Origin of the sequence: Curtobacterium sp. PhB136, assembly GCF_004346855.1 — a bacterium.
Taxonomy (GTDB): Bacteria; Actinomycetota; Actinomycetes; order Actinomycetales; family Microbacteriaceae; genus Curtobacterium.
This window is the reverse complement of the sequence record NZ_SMGH01000007.1, coordinates 174,629-190,453: the sequence shown is the minus strand read 5'-3', so window position 1 is coordinate 190,453 and position 15,825 is coordinate 174,629. Positions and strand designations below refer to the sequence as shown.

The window sequence follows — 15,825 nt, the reverse complement described above, 5'->3', positions numbered from 1 at the left end:
TCGGCCGGGATCCGGCCGAGCACTGTCGCTTTCCGGGACTACTCGCGGGGGAGCTGGCGGACTAGCGCTGGCTGCGGGATCGCAGGGCCGCCAGGCAGACCGCCGGGAGGCTCGCAGCAGCCAGTCCCGCCAGCGCGGTCCGCACGATGGTCGCGTTCGACGCCGCCCCCACATCCGGCGCAGTCGTCGCCACCACCGCGGCTGCCACGGCACCGAGCGCCAGGAGCGCCGTCACCCCGCCGAGCACCAGCGGCAGCCGACGGCCCCGGTGGTGCTGCACGGCGAGCACGAGCGTCGCCCCGAAGAGCAGCACCCCGAGCCCGGCGGCCGACGCCCCGACGGCGGCGATGGTGTTCAGCGTCTCGAAGCCGGCGGCCACCCGGTCGACCGCGATCCGGCACGCCGCGGCCACCGCGAAGCTCCCGAGCGCGAGCACGCCAGATGCCCGGACGCGCGCGTCAACGGACCGTCGGCGAGCGGGGGCTGGCGTGAGCACGAGCCAACGATAGGGGCGTGGCGGAGGTGGGCACGGCCTCCAGTTCGGGGTGCACGGGAAGTGGACGACGGACCGCGCGCCGTCGGTTCGACCCGGCCACGCACCCCCAGTACGATGGCCAGATGAGCAGCCGCGGAGGGTACCTGACCGCCCTGACCTACGGAGCAGTCGGTGCCACGCAGGCGCCCGACCTGATGACCTACCCGCCAGAGGGGTTCGTCCCCGCGGAGTCGCGCTCCCGCATCGGCCACGGTGACCAGCGCTTCGAGACCGCGGTGACCCAGGCGTTGACGTGGCAGATCCAGGAGCGCAGCGGCATCGCGGTGCGCGTGGACGAAGCACCCGACGACGACGAGGTCCGGTACAACCCGGTGACCTTCGACGAGCAGGGTGTGCCGATCGCGCCGGCCTCGATCGGGACGCCGCGGGTGGAGCAGTTCTCGCCGGACGGCACCCCGCTGGTGACCGCCGGGACGAGCGCGGTGCTGACGATGCACGCGTTCGGGCAGACGGTGCAGGCGCCGGTGCGGGTCGTGTCGATCATCGACGAGCCGGACCGCAAGGGCTTCGCGTACGGCACGCTCGAGGGGCACCCGCTCTCGGGTGAGGAGTCGTTCGTCATCGAGCGCACCGCGGACGGCTCGGTGTGGCTGCAGATCCGGCAGTTCTCGCAGCCCGCGAGCGCGAAGTGGCGTTTCGTCGCGCCGCTGCTCCGTCGGCAGCAGCGCGTGATGGCGGAGAAGTACCTCGAGGCCCTGCGCGGCGACTAGTCCGCGCTACCCCTCGTGCCGCAGCGGCGGCAGCGCGGCGATCGCGTCCTCGATGAGTGCCGCGTCCGAGACGCAGTCGCGCGCGATCGCGACGGCGTTCGTGTGCCGGAGCGCGTCGACGTCGTAGACGCCGGTCGCGACCGCGAGGAACGGGATGCCGACGGCGTCCGCCGCTTCGCCGTCGCGCGGGGTGTCGCCGACGATGACGGCGCGGGTGCCGGCGAGTGCGTCCGCGGCGAGGGCGGTGACCCCGGCGCGCTCCACCTCCTCGTCGCCGAAGTAGGAGTGTTCCCAGTCGAACGCGTCGACGTCGAACCCGGCACCGGCGAGCTTGACCCGTGCGCGGTAGGCGGAGTTGCCGGTGAGCAGGCCGTTCCGCCAGCCGAGCTCGGCGAAGCGGGTGACGAGTGCGACAGCCCCCGGTGCGGCGGTGCGGTGCTCGCCCGCGCGGTGCCGTTCTTCGGAGAGGTCGCGGAGGTGGCGGGTCACGGTGGGGATCAGGTCGTCGCCGAGGTCGTGGGCGCGGACGTGCTCGGCGATGATGCCGGCGTCGGTCCGGCCGTGCTGGTGCCCGACGAGGAGGGGGAGGTCGCGGCCCGTCGCCCGTTCGAGCGCGAGGTGGTACAGGTTGCCGGGCGATGTGGCGTTCCGGACGAGGGTGCCGTCGATGTCCCACAGCACCGTGGTCGGGACGGGGTGGTGCTCCATGACTCCATCATGGCGGACAATGGACTCCATGCCGAGTGCCCTCCCGATCGCTGACCCGGCACCCGCGGACGGTCTGATCACCCCCGGCGCCGGATCGGGCGACGTGCCCTTCGGCGTCTACGTGCACGTGCCCTTCTGCCGGGTGCGCTGCGGCTACTGCGACTTCAACACGTACACCGCGTCCGAGCTCCGCGGTGTCCGCCGCGACGACTACGCCGGACACGCCGTCCGCGAGATCGCCTGGGCCGCTTCGGTCCTGGACCGCTCCGGCGTGCCGCGACGTCCGGTGTCCACCGTGTTCTTCGGCGGCGGCACCCCGACGATGCTCCCCGCGAGCGACCTGGCAATGATCCTCAGGGCGATCGACGACACGTGGGGGATCCTCCCCGGGGCCGAGGTCACCACCGAGGCGAACCCGGACTCCGTCGACGCGGAGTCCATCGCGACCCTGCGGCGCGCGGGCTTCACGCGGATGAGCTACGGCATGCAGTCCGCGGTCCCGCACGTGCTCGCGACGCTCGACCGCACCCACGACCCGCTCCGGGTGCCGGACGTCGTCGACCTCGCGAAGCAGCAGGGGCTCGACGTCTCGCTCGACCTGATCTACTCCACGCCGGGGGAGTCCCTGGACGACTGGCGCACCTCGCTCGACGCCGCGATCGCCTGCGAGCCCGACCACGTGTCCGCGTACTCGCTCATCGTGGAGGACGGCACGGCAATGGGCCGCGCCGTCTCGCGCGGGGAGCTGCCGGCGCCCGACGACGACCTCGCCGCGGACATGTACGAGCTCGCGGACCAGGTCCTCGGCGACGCCGGGTACGGCTGGTACGAGGTCTCGAACTGGGCCCGCGGCGACGAGCACGTCAGCCGGCACAACCTGTCCTACTGGAAGGGCCACGACTGGTGGGGCGTCGGCCCCGGCGCGCACTCGAGCGTCGCCGGCACCCGGTGGTGGAACGTCAAGCACCCGGCCGCGTACGCGAACCGGGTGCTCGCCGACGAGTCGCCGGCCGCGGGTCGGGAGACCATCGACGCGGAGACCCGGTACGTGGAGCGGCTGCTCCTGGCGGCGCGGGTCCGTGGGGAGCTGCGGACGGACGAGATCCGACAGGAGGCCCGTGGCCGGGTCGCCGGGCTCATCGCACGCGGTCTCGTCGACGGGCGGAGCGCCCTGGGGACGCCCGGCACGCCGGGTCGCCTCGACCTCACGCTGCAGGGCCGGCTGCTCGCGGACGCGGTGGTGCGGGAGCTGCTCGACTAGGTGCTCGTGCTCAGTTCTTGATGAACTCGATCGAGAGCGGGTAGCGGTAGAACCGGCCCTGGTTCGCGGCGACGGCGGCCATGATGCCGAAGATGATCGTCACGACCCAGACAGCGAAGAGGATCAGCAGGCCGATGCCGAGCCAGACCGTGACGACCCCGACGGCGTACGCGATGGCCATCGTGATGTGGAAGTTCAGCGCGACGCGGGTGTGCTCGCGGACGAAGCCGCCGCGGTCGCGGAACAGCAGGTACGCGACGAGCGGGGCGATGAAGTTGAAGAAGATCCCGCCGATGTGCGTGAGCGTCGACCAGAGGCGCTGGTCCTCGGGGGTCATCGGCTGGGGTGGCTGGTACTGCTGACCGCCGGGCTGCTGTCCGTAGCCCTGGGGTCCGTTCGGCGGCTGTCCGTAGCTCATGCCGAGAGCGTATCGACACCGGTGCGCAAAGTGTCGGGACGTCGGTGGTCGGGCGTAGGATCAGCACTCGTCACGTCCGAGTGCCAGCGCGAGCGGAAGGGGTCCTGGTGGTCAGTGAACGGTCCCTCGAGGTCCTCAAGGCCATCGTGCGCGACTACGTCGCCTCCCGCGAACCCGTCGGCTCGAAGTCGATCGTGGAGCGCCACGCGTTCGGCGTCAGCGCGGCCACGATCCGCAACGACATGGCCCTGCTCGAGGACGAGCAGCTCATCATCGCCCCGCACACCTCCTCCGGTCGGGTGCCCACGGACAAGGGGTACCGCCTCTTCGTCGACCACCTCGCCGCCGCGCGCCCGCTGACCAGTGCCCAGCGCCAGGCCATCGAGACCTTCCTCGGCGCGTCGAACGACCTCGACGACGTCCTCAGCCGCACGGTTCGCCTGCTCAGTCAGCTGACGAACCAGGTCGCCCTCGTGCAGTACCCGTCGATGGTGCGCGCCCGGGTGCAGCACGTCGAACTCGTCCGGCTCGGGGACACCCGCCTGATGGTGGTGCTCATCACCGACACCGCCCGGGTCGAGCAACGCGTCGTCGAGACGGACGTCACCCTCGACGAGACCGCGCTCGTCGAACTCCGCTCCGTCGTCAACGGTTCGTCCGTCGGGCTCCTGCTCCACGACGTCCCGACGGCACTCCGGGCGATCCCCGCGCAGATCCGGCCGGAGTCCCAGACCCTCGCCGGCGTGGTCGTCGCGACCCTCATCGAGCAGGTCGCCGCCAACCGCCAGGACCGGCTGCTGATGGCCGGCGCCGCGAACCTCGCGAAGAGCGAACAGGACTTCTCCGGCGGCCTGTTCCCGGTCCTCGAAGCGATCGAGGAACAAGTGACCCTGCTCCGGTTGTTCGGGGAGATGCAGCTCGACGACGTCTCCGTGACCGCACGGATCGGCGTCGAGAACGCCGAGTACGGCCTCGACGCGACGAGCATCGTCGCCGGCGGGTACGTCGCGGCGGGCGGCGAGGTCGCCCGGCTCGGCGTCCTCGGCCCCACCCGGATGGACTACGGCTCCAACATGGCCGCGGTCCGCGCGGTCGCGCGGTACCTGTCCAGACTGCTCGGAGAGAATTGACGACCGACCACCCCGGGGACGCGCGCTGAGCGCGCGAGCCGACCCGGGCCTCCAGACCGATCCACCAGCAAGACCGACGAAACCTACCTGAGGAACACGTGGCAGACCACTACGACGTCCTCGGTGTCCCGCGCGACGCGGCCGACGCCGACATCAAGAAGGCGTACCGCCGCCTCGCCCGCGAACTGCACCCGGACGTGAACCCGAGCCCGGACGCCGCCGAGCGCTTCAAGGACGTGACGCACGCGTACGACGTGCTGAGCGACCCCGAGCAGCGTCGTCGGTACGACGCCGGCCCCCAGGCCGACAACCCGTTCGGCGGCGGCGCCGGCGGCTTCAGCGACATCTTCGACGCCTTCTTCGGCGGCGGGGGCGGTGGCGGCCGTGGCAACGGTCCGCGCAGCCGCGCCGAGCGCGGGCAGGACGCCCTGCTCCGCATCGACGTCGACCTCGACGAGGTCGTGTTCGGCACCCACAAGGACGTCGAGGTGGACACCGCGGTGCTCTGCGAGACGTGCGGCGGCTCCTGCTGCGCGCCCGGCACGAGCCCGCGCACCTGCGACATCTGCGGCGGTACCGGCCACATCCAGCGCCAGGTCCGCTCGCTCCTCGGCAACGTCGTGACGAGCGCGCCGTGCGGCACCTGCCGCGGACACGGCACCGTCATCCCGAACCCGTGCCCCACCTGCCAGGGCCAGGGCCGCGTGCGCGCACGCCGGACCATCCCCGTGGACGTCCCGGCCGGCGTCGACTCCGGACTCCGCCTGCAGATGCCCGGCCAGGGTGAGGTCGGCCCCGCCGGCGGCCCCTCCGGTGACCTCTACCTCGAGATCCGCGTGCGCCACCACGACGTCTTCAGCCGTGACGGGGACGACCTCCTCGCCACGCTCGAGGTGTCGATGACCGACGCGGTCCTCGGCACGAAGACCACGATCGACGGCCTCGACGGCCCGGTCGAGCTCGAGCTCCGCCCCGGTGTGCAGAGCGCCGACGTCCTCGTCCTCAAGGACCGCGGCGTCACGAAGCTCCGCGGGAACGGCCGCGGCGACCTCCGGGTCGGCGTGCAGGTCGTCACCCCGACGAAGCTCTCGCACAAGGAACGCCAGCTCGTCGAGCAGCTCGCGAAGTCGCACAAGGCGGCGCCGCCCCAGCTCGCGAAGTTCCAGCAGGGCATGTTCGGCAAGCTCCGCGACCGCTTCTTCAACTTCTGATGGCATCGCTCTACCTGGTGGACTCGCTCGACGGCGTGAGGGTCGGCGCGTCCGTCGCGCTCGACGGACCAGAGGGGCGGCACGCCGTGACCGTCGCGCGGGTCCGGGTCGGCGAGACGCTGCGGCTCTCGGACGGCCGGGGGACCGTCGCCCTCGGCTCGGTGGCGTCGCTCGACCGTGACGCCCTGGTGCTGACCGTGTCGTCGCTGACCACGTCACCAGCGCCGGTCCCGTCGTTGACGCTCGTGCAGGCGCTCGCGAAGGGCGGCCGCGACGAGATGGCGGTGCAGGCGGCGACCGAGATCGGTGTCGACCACGTCGTCCCGTGGTCGGCCGCGCGGAGCGTCTCCCGGTGGGAGGGCGCGAAGGTCGCGAAGGGGCAGGCCCGGTGGGCGGCCATCGCGCAGGAAGCCGCGAAGCAGGCGATCCGGTCGCGGGTGCCGTCCGTGTCGGCGCCGGTGACGACGGCGGCGTTGGCTGCCGGGGTCGGTTCCGGCGGTGCCGGCGGTGCCGGCGATTCCGGCCTGGAGGCTCGGGTCGCGTTGGTCGTGCTGGACCCGACCGCCACGGTGCGGCTCGCGACCTGGGAACCGCCGTCCGACGCCACCGAGATCGTCCTGGTCGTCGGCCCGGAAGGCGGGATCGACGGCTCCGAGTTCGACCGCCTCACCGCCGCCGGCGCCGTCCGGGTGCGGCTCGGCGACAGCGTGCTGCGGACCTCCACCGCCGGCCCCGCGGCACTCGCCGTGCTGCAGGCCAAGCTCGGACGCTGGTGAACCCGGTGTCGCGGTCGGTGGCGCGTTCTACGATGGGGTCATGAGCAGCGTCTTCTCGAAGATCATCGCGCGGGAGATCCCGGCCACCATCGTGACCGAGGACGACCGCGTCATCGCGTTCGAGGACATCGCGCCCAAGGCCCCCGTGCACGTGCTCGTCGTCCCCAAGACCGAGGACTACGCCAACGTGACCGAACTCGCCGCGGGTGACCCGGACCTCCTCGCCCACATCGTGACCACCGCGCAGCGCATCGCCGACGAGCGCTCCGGCGGGCAGTACCGTCTCGTCTTCAACACCGGCGAGACCGTCGGACAGACCGTGTTCCACGTGCACGCGCACGTACTCGCAGGCGACCTGCAGGAAGGCACCCTTGCCAGCTGACGACACCGCACACCCCGAGCCCGAAGCCGTCTCGGAACTCAGCGTCGACGGGATCGCGATGGTCCAGCTCCTCGGCCCCCAGGACCGGCTGCTGAAGACCGTCGAACGCCAGTACCCGGGCGTCCGGGTCCTGGTCCGTGGCAACGAGGTCACCCTCACCGGGCCGGAGCGCGACGTCGCCCGTGCCCGCGCGCTCGTCGACGAGCTCGTCGGCATGGTCAAGCGCGGCCAGGACATCGGTCAGGGCGACATCCCGACCTCCGCCCGGATCATCGACGAGGAACGTAGTCCTTCCGACGTGTTCGGCACGCCCATCGTCTCGAGCCGCGGCAAGTCCGTGCGCCCGAAGACCGACGGACAGCGGCGCTACGTCGACGCCATCGACGAGAACACCATCACGTTCGGCATCGGTCCCGCCGGCACCGGCAAGACGTACCTGGCGATGGCGAAGGCCGTGCAGGCACTGCAGCGGCGCGAGGTCACCCGGATCATCCTGACCCGCCCCGCGGTCGAAGCGGGGGAGCGCCTCGGGTTCCTGCCCGGCACGCTCACCGACAAGATCGACCCGTACCTGCGGCCGCTGTACGACGCGCTCAACGAGATGATGGACCCGGAGCTGGTCCCGAAGCTCCTCGCCGCCGGCACGGTCGAGGTGGCACCGCTCGCGTACATGCGCGGCCGGACGCTCAACGACTCGTTCGTGGTCCTCGACGAAGCGCAGAACACCACGCCCGAGCAGATGAAGATGTTCCTGACGCGTCTGGGCTTCGGCTCGAAGATGGTCGTCACGGGCGACATCACCCAGGTCGACCTGCCCGGCAACGTCTCCGGCCTGCGGATCGTCACCCAGATCCTGTCCGAGGTGGACGACATCCACTTCGCCCGCCTGGGCAGCGAGGACGTCGTGCGGCACACGCTCGTCGGCCGCATCGTCGACGCGTACACGGTGTACGACGAACAGCGGCTCGCCGAGCAGGCCGGGCACCGCCCCGGTGGTCGCGGCACCGCCCCGACGCCGAACCCCGCCGGCGCGAACCGTGCCGAGCGTCGTGGTCGCCCGCCGCAGGACCGCCAGCACAGCCCGTACCCCCAGAACGACCCCCGAGGAGGAACCCGGTGAGCATCGAGCTCAACAACGAGTCCGGTGTGGACATCGACGACGACGCCGTGCAGCGGCTCGCGGCCTTCGCGCTCGACGCGATGCACGTGCACGCGGACGCCGAGCTCGCGATCGTCCTCGTCGACGAGGGTGCGATGGAGCAGCTGCACGTCCGGTGGATGGACGAGCCCGGCCCCACGGACGTGCTGAGCTTCCCGATGGACGAGCTCCGCCCCGGGACCGAGGACGAGCCGACGCCCGCCGGGCTCCTCGGCGACATCGTGCTCTGCCCGCAGGTCGCCGAGGCCCAGGCGAAGACCGCCGGGCACTCCACGACCGACGAGCTCCTGCTGCTCACCTGCCACGGCATCCTCCACCTCCTCGGCTTCGACCACGCCGAGCCGGAGGAGAAGGCCGAGATGTTCGGGCTGCAGGGGGAGATCCTGACAGCCTTCGCCGCGCAGCGCCGGGGGCGGTGACCGCAGTGCTGCTCGTCGCCGTCCTGCTCGCGGTGGCGTTCGTGCTCGTCGTCCTCGGCGGGCTCCTCGCCGCGTCGGACGCCGCGCTCGGGGTGCTCTCGCGCGCGGACCTCGACGACATCGCCCGCGGCAGCAAGCGCCGCCGGGCCATCGAGGCGATCGCTGACGACGTCGGCGCCCACGTCAACGCGCTGAACTTCTTCCGCGTGCTCGCCGAGACCGCGGCGGCCGTGCTCGTCACGATCGCGCTCTTCTCGGTGCTCGACACCTGGTGGCTGGCGCTGATCGTCTCCGCCGCGATCATGACCGCCGTCTCGTTCGTGCTCGTCGGGTCCAGCCCGCGGAGCGTCGGGCGCGCGCACGCCGACCGGCTGGTCGCGGTCACCGGCGGGCTCGTGCACGCCGTCCGCATCGTGCTGGGGCCGCTCGCCGGGCTCCTGGTGCTCATCGGCGACCGGGTCACCCCCGGCCGGAACGGCAGCACGTCGAGCGTCTCCAGCGAGGAGCAGCTGCTCTCCCTGGTCGACGAGGCAACCGAGAGCAACGTGCTCGAGGACGAGGACCGAGAGCTCATCCACTCGGTGTTCGAGTTCAGCGACACCCTGGTGCGCGAGGTCATGGTGCCCCGGACCGACATGGTCACCGCGGACGCCACCGACACCCTCGCCGCGGTGATGGAGCAGTTCCTCGCCGCCGGTGTCTCCCGCATGCCGGTCACCGGGCGGGACAGCGATGACGTCCTCGGCGTCGTGTACCTCCGCGACCTCGCCAGGGCGCTCTACGAGAGCACCGACGCCGGCGGCCGCCCCGTCACCTCGTTGCTCCGCGTCGCCGAGTTCGTCCCGGAGTCCAAGCACGCCGACGATACCCTCCGGCACATGCAGGCCGCGAAGAACCACCTCGTCCTGGTCGTCGACGAGTACGGCGGGGTCGCCGGGCTCGTCACCATGGAAGACCTCATCGAAGAACTCGTCGGCGACATCTCCGACGAGTACGACCGCACCGTCATCGACCGCGTCGACCTCGGCGGCGGTGTCTGGCGGATCTCCGCCCGGATGCCGATCGACGACCTCGGCGACCTGTTCGGCATCGACCTCGACGACGACGACGTCGACACCGCCGGGGGCCTCCTCACGAAGGAACTCGGCCACCTGGCCACCGCGGGCGAGTCCGTGACCGTGTCCGGCGTCGTGCTGACGGCCGACCGCGTCGAGGGCAAGCGCCGCCACCTCATCTCCGTGCTCGCCGAACGTACCGACGCCCTCGCCGGCGCGGAGCAGGCGTTCGACGACACCGCATCCACCACGACGGGAACCACGCACCCATGACCGACACCTCCGCCACACCGTTCCGAGCCGGGTTCGTCTCGTTCGTCGGCCGCCCGAACGTCGGCAAGTCGACGCTCACCAACGCGCTGGTCGGCGAGAAGGTCGCGATCACCTCGTCGAAGCCGCAGACCACCCGCCGCGCGATCCGCGGCATCGTGCACCGCCCCGACGGGCAGGTCATCATCGTCGACACCCCCGGTGTGCACCGACCGCGTACGTTGCTCGGCGAGCGGCTCAACGACCTCGTCCAGTCCACCCTGGGCGACGTCGACGTGATCGGCTTCTGCGTCCCGGCGAACGAGCCGATCGGGCCGGGCGACCGGTTCATCAACGAGACGCTCGACCACTTCCCGCGCGCGAAGAAGATCGCGATCGTCACGAAGGTCGACCGTGCCGGCAAGGAGAAGATCGCCGAACAGCTCCTCGCAGTGTCCGCGCTCCGCGAGTGGGACGCGATCGTGCCGACGTCAGGGACGCAGGGCACGCAGCTGGAGGCCCTGCTCACGGAGATCACCGCGCTCCTGCCCGAGTCGCCCGCGCTCTACGGCGCCGAGGCCGTCACCGAGGAGACGAACGAGGAGCGGATCTCCGAGCTGATCCGCGAGGCCGCGCTCGAGGGTGTGCGCGACGAGCTCCCGCACTCGCTCGCCGTCACGATCGAGGACATGGTCGAGCCGGACCCCGACGACGACCCGAACGGGCCGCTGCGGATCTTCGCGAACCTGTTCGTCGAGCGTGACAGCCAGAAGTCGATCGTGATCGGGCACAAGGGCGAGCGTCTCAAGGACGTCGGTACCCGGGCGCGCGCCGAGATCGAGGCGCTGCTCGGCGGCCGGCACGTCTACCTGAACATCCGGGTCAAGGTCGCGAAGGAGTGGCAGCGCGACCCGAAGCAGCTCGGGCGGCTCGGGTTCTGACCGAACGGGCCGGGTCATTCCGCGGACTGACGCGCTCGTGACCCGGCGGTCGTACCGTGGACGGGTGTTCCGTCCAATGCTGCGCAGTCAGGTCACCGTCGACGTCGTCGTCGCCGGTGTCCTCGGCGCCCTCGTCGCGATCACGTCCACGCGCGGCATCGACGGCCCGGTCGCCTACCTGACCGTCCTCGGCATGACCGTCGCGCTGGCCTTCCGGCGACTCTCACCGGGCCTGGCCCTCGCGATCGCCTGGGCGGCCGCCGTCTTCCAGATGGCGACGATGCAGCAGCCGGACCTGTCCGACGTGTTCATCGCCGGGGTCCTGTACACGACGAGCGCGTACGGCAGCCGGCGGATCCGGATCGCCGGGCTCGTCTCGGCGATCGGCGGTGCCGTCGTCGCCGCTGCGTACGTCGGCCTGCAGGACTACGCCACCCGGTCCCACGAACAGACGATCTCCGGCCCGGTGGTCGAGTCCTCGCAGCTCGCGCTCGGGTCGCTCGTCGTCATCCTGGCGATCCTGCTCCTGCCCTGGCTCGGCGGGGTCGTCGCACGGACCCGGCAGACCGCGCGGATGAGCCGGGAAGCCCAGCTGCTCGCCGAGCGTGACGCCGCCCGCGCCGACCGCGCGGTGGCCGTCGAGCAGGAGCGCGTCCGGATCGCCCGGGACATGCACGACATCGTGGCGCACTCGCTCGCCGTCGTCATCGCCCAGGCCGACGGCGCCCGGTACGCGCTCCGGGCCGACCCGGCCGTCGCCGACCAGGCGCTCGGCACGATCTCGACCACCGCCCGCCGCGCCCTCGGTGACGTCCGGGAACTCCTCGGTGCGCTCCGCCACGAGCAGGGCACCGCGCCGACGCCCGACATCGACGACATCGAGCAGCTCGTCGGGGAGATGCGCGACGTCGGGCTCGACGTGCAGGTCGAGCGTCGCGGAGACGCGTCGGGACTGCCGACGACCACGCAGCTCGCCGTGTACCGGATCGTGCAGGAGAGCCTGACGAACGCGTACAAGCACGGCGAGCACGGCACTCCGGTGCGCACCACCCTCACCTACCGCCCGGACACCGTCGAGATCGACGTGGTCAACCGGCGCGCCGACCACGGTCGTTCCGGGCCGGGTACCGGGCACGGGCTCGTCGGCATGCGGGAGCGTGCCACGATCTCCGGTGGGAGCATGACCGCCGGCCCCCGCGGCGCCGACTTCGCCGTCGCCGTCCGGATCCCGGCACACCCGGCCAGCGGGCAGATGCCCCGCGGGCTCGTCACCTCGACCGACCAGGAGCGCACCGCACGATGACCGAGAACCCCATCCGCGTCGCACTCGTGGACGACCAGGCACTGTTCCGGACCGGCATCCGGATGCTCATCGACTCGCAGCCGGACCTGCGCTTCGTGGGTGAGGCCGGCAACGGCGCCGAAGGGGTCGAACTCGTCCGCCGGGGCCGACCCGACGTCGTGCTCATGGACGTCCGGATGCCCGTGATGGACGGGATCACCGCGACGGCGCAGATCGTCGAGGACGCCGGGACCGACGGGGCGAAGGTGCTCGTGCTCACCACGTTCGACTTCGACGAGGCGGCGGCGAAGGCCATCCGCGCCGGTGCGAGCGGCTTCGTGCTGAAGGACGCCGACCCGGAGTTCCTGCTCGCGGCGATCCGGACCGTGCACGCGGGCACCGCCGTGTTCGCGGCGTCGGCGACGCGCGAGCTCCTCCGTCGGTACGACGACTCCGCCGAGCGTGCCGCGAACGTGCCCGCGGCCGTCGACGACCTGACGCCGCGGGAGCGGGAGATCTTCGACCTGGCGGCGCGGGGGTTCAGCAACAGCGAGATCGCGCAGCACGAGTACGTCAGCGAGGCCACGGTGAAGACCCACATCTCCCGGGTGCTCACCAAGCTCGGGCTGCGGGACCGGGTGCGGCTCGTCGTGTTCGCACACGAGCACGGGCTCGTCACGCGGGACTGAACTGCTCTCCGGGGTCATCCTGCCGGATGACGTGACCGCCGGCATGTGAGCCGATCGATCCATCCACAGGAGCCGACGGACCGACGCGGGACGTGCCTCCCGAGCGTCATGGTGGACACATGACCACCAGCCACGCTCCGATCATCCGACTCGACCACGTGTCCAAGCACTACGGCGACGCCGCGCGCCGGGTCACGGCGCTCGACGACGTCAGCGTCGACATCGGCGCCGGCGAGTTCACCGCGGTGATGGGGCCGTCCGGCTCGGGCAAGTCAACGCTCATGCACGTCGCCGCCGGGCTCGATGCGGTCTCCGCCGGACGGATCCAGATCGACGGGGTCGACATCACCCAGCTCGGCGACAAGGACCTCACCGAGCTCCGTCGCCGGCGGCTCGGGTTCGTGTTCCAGTCGTTCAACCTCGTGCCGACGCTCGACGTCAGCGAGAACATCCGGCTGCCGTTCCTGCTCGGCGGGCACAAGCCCTCGCGGGAAGAATCGGCGTGGATCGACCGGCTCGTCGACATGCTCGGTCTCGGGAACCGCCTCGGGCACCGGCCGCACCAGCTCTCCGGTGGCCAGCAGCAGCGGGTCGCGATCGCCCGCGCGCTGGCGTCCCGGCCGGCGGTCGTCGTGGCCGACGAGCCGACCGGCGCGCTCGACTCCCGGACCGGCCGTGACGTGCTCGCGATCCTCCGCGGGGCCGTGGCCGAGTGGGGCCAGAGCGTCGTGATGGTCACGCACGACCCGGTCGCCGCTGCCAACGCCGACCGCATCCTGTTCCTCGCCGACGGGCGGATCGTGGGGGACCGCCCGGCGATGAGCGCGGCGGACATCTCCACCACGATGCTGGGGATGGAGGCAGCAGCGTGAACACCGTCAAGGAGTTCAGCCCGACGATCCTGGTCGCGGCGCTCGGCACCACCTTCGGATCGGCACTCGTCATCGCGCCAGGCATCGCGACCGAAGCGCTCACCGCCGCCGGGTTTGCGGACCTCGGGCCGGTGAAGTCGATCCTCGACGTCATCGGCTGGCTGTTCCTCGGCATCGCGCTCTACGTCGGGGCGATCGTCACGGCGAACACCTGCGCGACGCTCATCGCCGGGCAGACGCGGATCATCGCGCTGCAGCGGCTGGTCGGGGCCACCGGCGCGACCCTCCGTGCCCGCATCGTCCGGGCGGGGCTCGTCGTCGGGGTCCTCGGCGGGCTGGTCGGGGCCGTCGTCGGCACCGGGCTGACCGCGCTCTTCGTCGCGGTGCTCCGGGGCAACGGGTTCCTGCCGGACACCACCTACACGCTCGTGCCGTGGCAGCTCGTGCTCCCGGTCGTCGCGGTCGTCCTCGCCACCTGGGGTGCGTTCGGCGTCGGCTCACGCCGGGTGCTGACGGTCACCCCGCTCGAGGCGCTGTCCTCCAGCGTCGAGCCGAGCCACGACGACGTCCGCTCCGGCACCGCGCGGAAGGTCTGGGCGATCGTCCTCATGGCCGGCGGCGGCGCGCTCATGCTCCTCGGGCTGGTGCTCAGCGCCGTCACCCCGATCGCCGTGCTGCCGGCAGCGCTCGGCGGCTTCGTGTCCTTCGCCGGGGTCTCCGTCGGCGCCACGATCGTGATGCCGCCCGTGCTCGCGCTGATCGGGCGGATCGGCGCGAAGGACCCGGTCGTGCTGCTCGCGGGCCGCAACGCGATGCGGGCGCCGGGGCGCTCGTCGCGAGCGACCATCGGGCTCGTCATCGGCGTCACACTGCTCGTCACCTTCGCTGTCGCGCTCGGGATGATGCAGCATGTGCTCGAAGCACAGCTGCGCGGGCAGCTCCAGGGCGGCAGCCCCGAGCAGCTCCAGGGGATGCGGGACTTCTTCGTGCAGGTCAACGGCGTCGTCAGCGTGATCGTCGGGTTCTCCGCCGTGATCGCCGCCGTGGGGGTCGTGAACGCGCTGGCGCTCGGGGTGCTCCAGCGCCGGCGGGAGCTCGGGCTGCTCCGGGTCCTCGGACTCACCGGTGCACAGGTCCGACGGATGATCATCACCGAGGCCGTCCAGATGGTCGTCGCGGCGGTGCTCACCGGACTCGTCCTCGGTACGTTCTACGGCTGGGTCGGTGGGCAGACGCTCCTCGGGTCGCTCGGCTCGCCAGGCGCACCGGTGCTGCCGCCGATGACGATCGTCATCGTGGTGGCCGGCGCGCTGCTGCTCGCCGTGGCCGCGACGGTCGCTCCCGTGCGGCGCGCGATGCGCGTGCCCCCGACGGAGGCGCTCGCGGTCGACTGACCCGCGGCCCTGTTGCGGGGCGGCCCGCGGCCACGGTCGCGACCACGTCCGGACGGGAGGTCCGGTGCCAGCTGGCACCGGGCCTCCCGTCCGTCGTCCGTCCGCTGTCCGCCCGTCGTCCGTCCGCCCGTCGGCCGTCCGCCGGGTCGCTCGCGGTCGCGAGCGTCCGCTGTCCGCCCGTCGTCCGTCCGTCGGCTGTCCGTCCGTCGTCCGCCCGTTGTCCGTCGGCCGGGTCGCTCGCGGTCGCGACACCCCGTCCGCGGACGCCGACCGGTCACGTTCCGTCGCTGAGGCGCGACCCGGGTGACGGAACGCGACCGGTCGGCGCGTGACTCGCGGGATGTCGTGACCGCTCGCGCGCGTCCGCCCGTCCGCCCGCCCGCATCATCCGGTGAGATCGCGTTCTGTGTCGCCTGAGACCCGGAGGTCCGACACGAAGTGCGATCTCACCGGTACCGGCACCGGCACCGGCACCGCCACCGGCGCCGGCGCGGGCGCCGGGACCGCCACCGGCGCGGGCGCGGGCGCCGGGACCGGCGCGGGCGCCGGCGCGACGGGGCCCCGCCTGTCACACGGGCGGGGAGCGGTGCTACCGTTGGCAGCGATGTACTCG

General features: G+C 72.0%; 17 protein-coding genes. 14 read left to right on the top strand and 3 right to left on the bottom strand.

Annotated features, from left to right (window positions below; all coding sequences use genetic code 11):
* Positions 1 to 61: 61 nt before the first annotated feature.
* Entirely contained in the window at positions 62 to 496 is a 435-nt protein-coding gene (locus tag EDF27_RS12935) for a hypothetical protein (protein WP_132049177.1), read from the bottom strand.
* Between the two features lie 122 nt (positions 497 to 618).
* Here EDF27_RS12935 and EDF27_RS12930 point away from each other — a divergent pair, with 122 nt between their 5' ends.
* On the top strand, positions 619 to 1,266 hold the full coding sequence (locus tag EDF27_RS12930) for a DUF1990 domain-containing protein (protein ID WP_123653129.1): 648 nt from the start codon (positions 619 to 621) through the stop codon (positions 1,264 to 1,266).
* Positions 1,267 to 1,272: 6 nt separating this feature from the next.
* On the opposite strand, the gene EDF27_RS12925 is transcribed toward EDF27_RS12930, so the two are convergent.
* Entirely contained in the window at positions 1,273 to 1,974 is a 702-nt protein-coding gene (locus EDF27_RS12925; protein ID WP_165931485.1) for an HAD family hydrolase, read from the bottom strand.
* A gap of 28 nt (positions 1,975 to 2,002) precedes the next feature.
* Here EDF27_RS12925 and hemW point away from each other — a divergent pair, with 28 nt between their 5' ends.
* The gene (gene hemW, locus EDF27_RS12920) at positions 2,003 to 3,235 is read left to right on the top strand and encodes a radical SAM family heme chaperone HemW (protein ID WP_132049175.1); all 1,233 of its coding nucleotides are present in this window, start codon (positions 2,003 to 2,005) and stop codon (positions 3,233 to 3,235) included.
* 10 nt (positions 3,236 to 3,245) lie between these two features.
* On the opposite strand, the gene EDF27_RS12915 is transcribed toward hemW, so the two are convergent.
* Complete coding sequence (locus tag EDF27_RS12915; protein WP_243698339.1) at positions 3,246 to 3,653, bottom strand: DUF4870 domain-containing protein; 408 nt, start codon at positions 3,651 to 3,653, stop codon at positions 3,246 to 3,248.
* Positions 3,654 to 3,760: 107 nt separating this feature from the next.
* On the opposite strand from EDF27_RS12915, the gene hrcA reads away from it, so the two are divergent.
* The 12 genes from hrcA (at position 3,761) to EDF27_RS12855 (ending at position 15,212) form a co-directional block, all read left to right on the top strand.
* Positions 3,761 to 4,783, top strand: coding sequence for a heat-inducible transcriptional repressor HrcA (hrcA, locus tag EDF27_RS12910; protein WP_123653132.1), 1,023 nt, complete (start codon positions 3,761 to 3,763; stop codon positions 4,781 to 4,783).
* A gap of 98 nt (positions 4,784 to 4,881) precedes the next feature.
* The gene (dnaJ, locus tag EDF27_RS12905) at positions 4,882 to 5,994 is read left to right on the top strand and encodes a molecular chaperone DnaJ (protein WP_123653133.1); all 1,113 of its coding nucleotides are present in this window, start codon (positions 4,882 to 4,884) and stop codon (positions 5,992 to 5,994) included.
* The gene (locus EDF27_RS12900) at positions 5,994 to 6,770 is read left to right on the top strand and encodes a 16S rRNA (uracil(1498)-N(3))-methyltransferase (RefSeq protein WP_132049173.1); all 777 of its coding nucleotides are present in this window, start codon (positions 5,994 to 5,996) and stop codon (positions 6,768 to 6,770) included. Before dnaJ ends, EDF27_RS12900 begins: the two co-directional genes overlap by 1 nt.
* A 40-nt stretch (positions 6,771 to 6,810) precedes the next feature.
* Entirely contained in the window at positions 6,811 to 7,152 is a 342-nt protein-coding gene (locus tag EDF27_RS12895; RefSeq protein ID WP_123653135.1) for a histidine triad nucleotide-binding protein, read from the top strand.
* Positions 7,153 to 7,210: 58 nt separating this feature from the next.
* Positions 7,211 to 8,272 (top strand): PhoH family protein, encoded by a 1,062-nt coding sequence (locus EDF27_RS12890; protein WP_243698360.1) that lies wholly within the window; start codon positions 7,211 to 7,213, stop codon positions 8,270 to 8,272.
* Entirely contained in the window at positions 8,269 to 8,730 is a 462-nt protein-coding gene (ybeY, locus tag EDF27_RS12885) for an rRNA maturation RNase YbeY (protein ID WP_123653137.1), read from the top strand. The genes EDF27_RS12890 and ybeY overlap by 4 nt, the downstream gene beginning before the upstream one ends.
* Positions 8,727 to 10,058, top strand: a complete 1,332-nt coding sequence (locus tag EDF27_RS12880) for a hemolysin family protein (protein ID WP_243698338.1) — start codon at positions 8,727 to 8,729, stop codon at positions 10,056 to 10,058. Before ybeY ends, EDF27_RS12880 begins: the two co-directional genes overlap by 4 nt.
* The gene (era, locus tag EDF27_RS12875; protein WP_123653138.1) at positions 10,055 to 10,975 is read left to right on the top strand and encodes a GTPase Era; all 921 of its coding nucleotides are present in this window, start codon (positions 10,055 to 10,057) and stop codon (positions 10,973 to 10,975) included. Before EDF27_RS12880 ends, era begins: the two co-directional genes overlap by 4 nt.
* A gap of 64 nt (positions 10,976 to 11,039) precedes the next feature.
* Positions 11,040 to 12,278 carry a histidine kinase gene (locus EDF27_RS12870; RefSeq protein ID WP_243698337.1) on the top strand — a complete coding sequence of 413 codons (1,239 nt, stop codon included), beginning with the start codon at positions 11,040 to 11,042 and terminating at the stop codon, positions 12,276 to 12,278.
* The gene (locus EDF27_RS12865; protein ID WP_123653139.1) at positions 12,275 to 12,946 is read left to right on the top strand and encodes a response regulator transcription factor; all 672 of its coding nucleotides are present in this window, start codon (positions 12,275 to 12,277) and stop codon (positions 12,944 to 12,946) included. Before EDF27_RS12870 ends, EDF27_RS12865 begins: the two co-directional genes overlap by 4 nt.
* A gap of 119 nt (positions 12,947 to 13,065) precedes the next feature.
* Entirely contained in the window at positions 13,066 to 13,818 is a 753-nt protein-coding gene (locus tag EDF27_RS12860; protein ID WP_132049171.1) for an ABC transporter ATP-binding protein, read from the top strand.
* Positions 13,815 to 15,212, top strand: coding sequence for an ABC transporter permease (locus EDF27_RS12855; protein ID WP_132049169.1), 1,398 nt, complete (start codon positions 13,815 to 13,817; stop codon positions 15,210 to 15,212). Before EDF27_RS12860 ends, EDF27_RS12855 begins: the two co-directional genes overlap by 4 nt.
* The last annotated feature ends 613 nt before the right edge of the window (positions 15,213 to 15,825 follow it).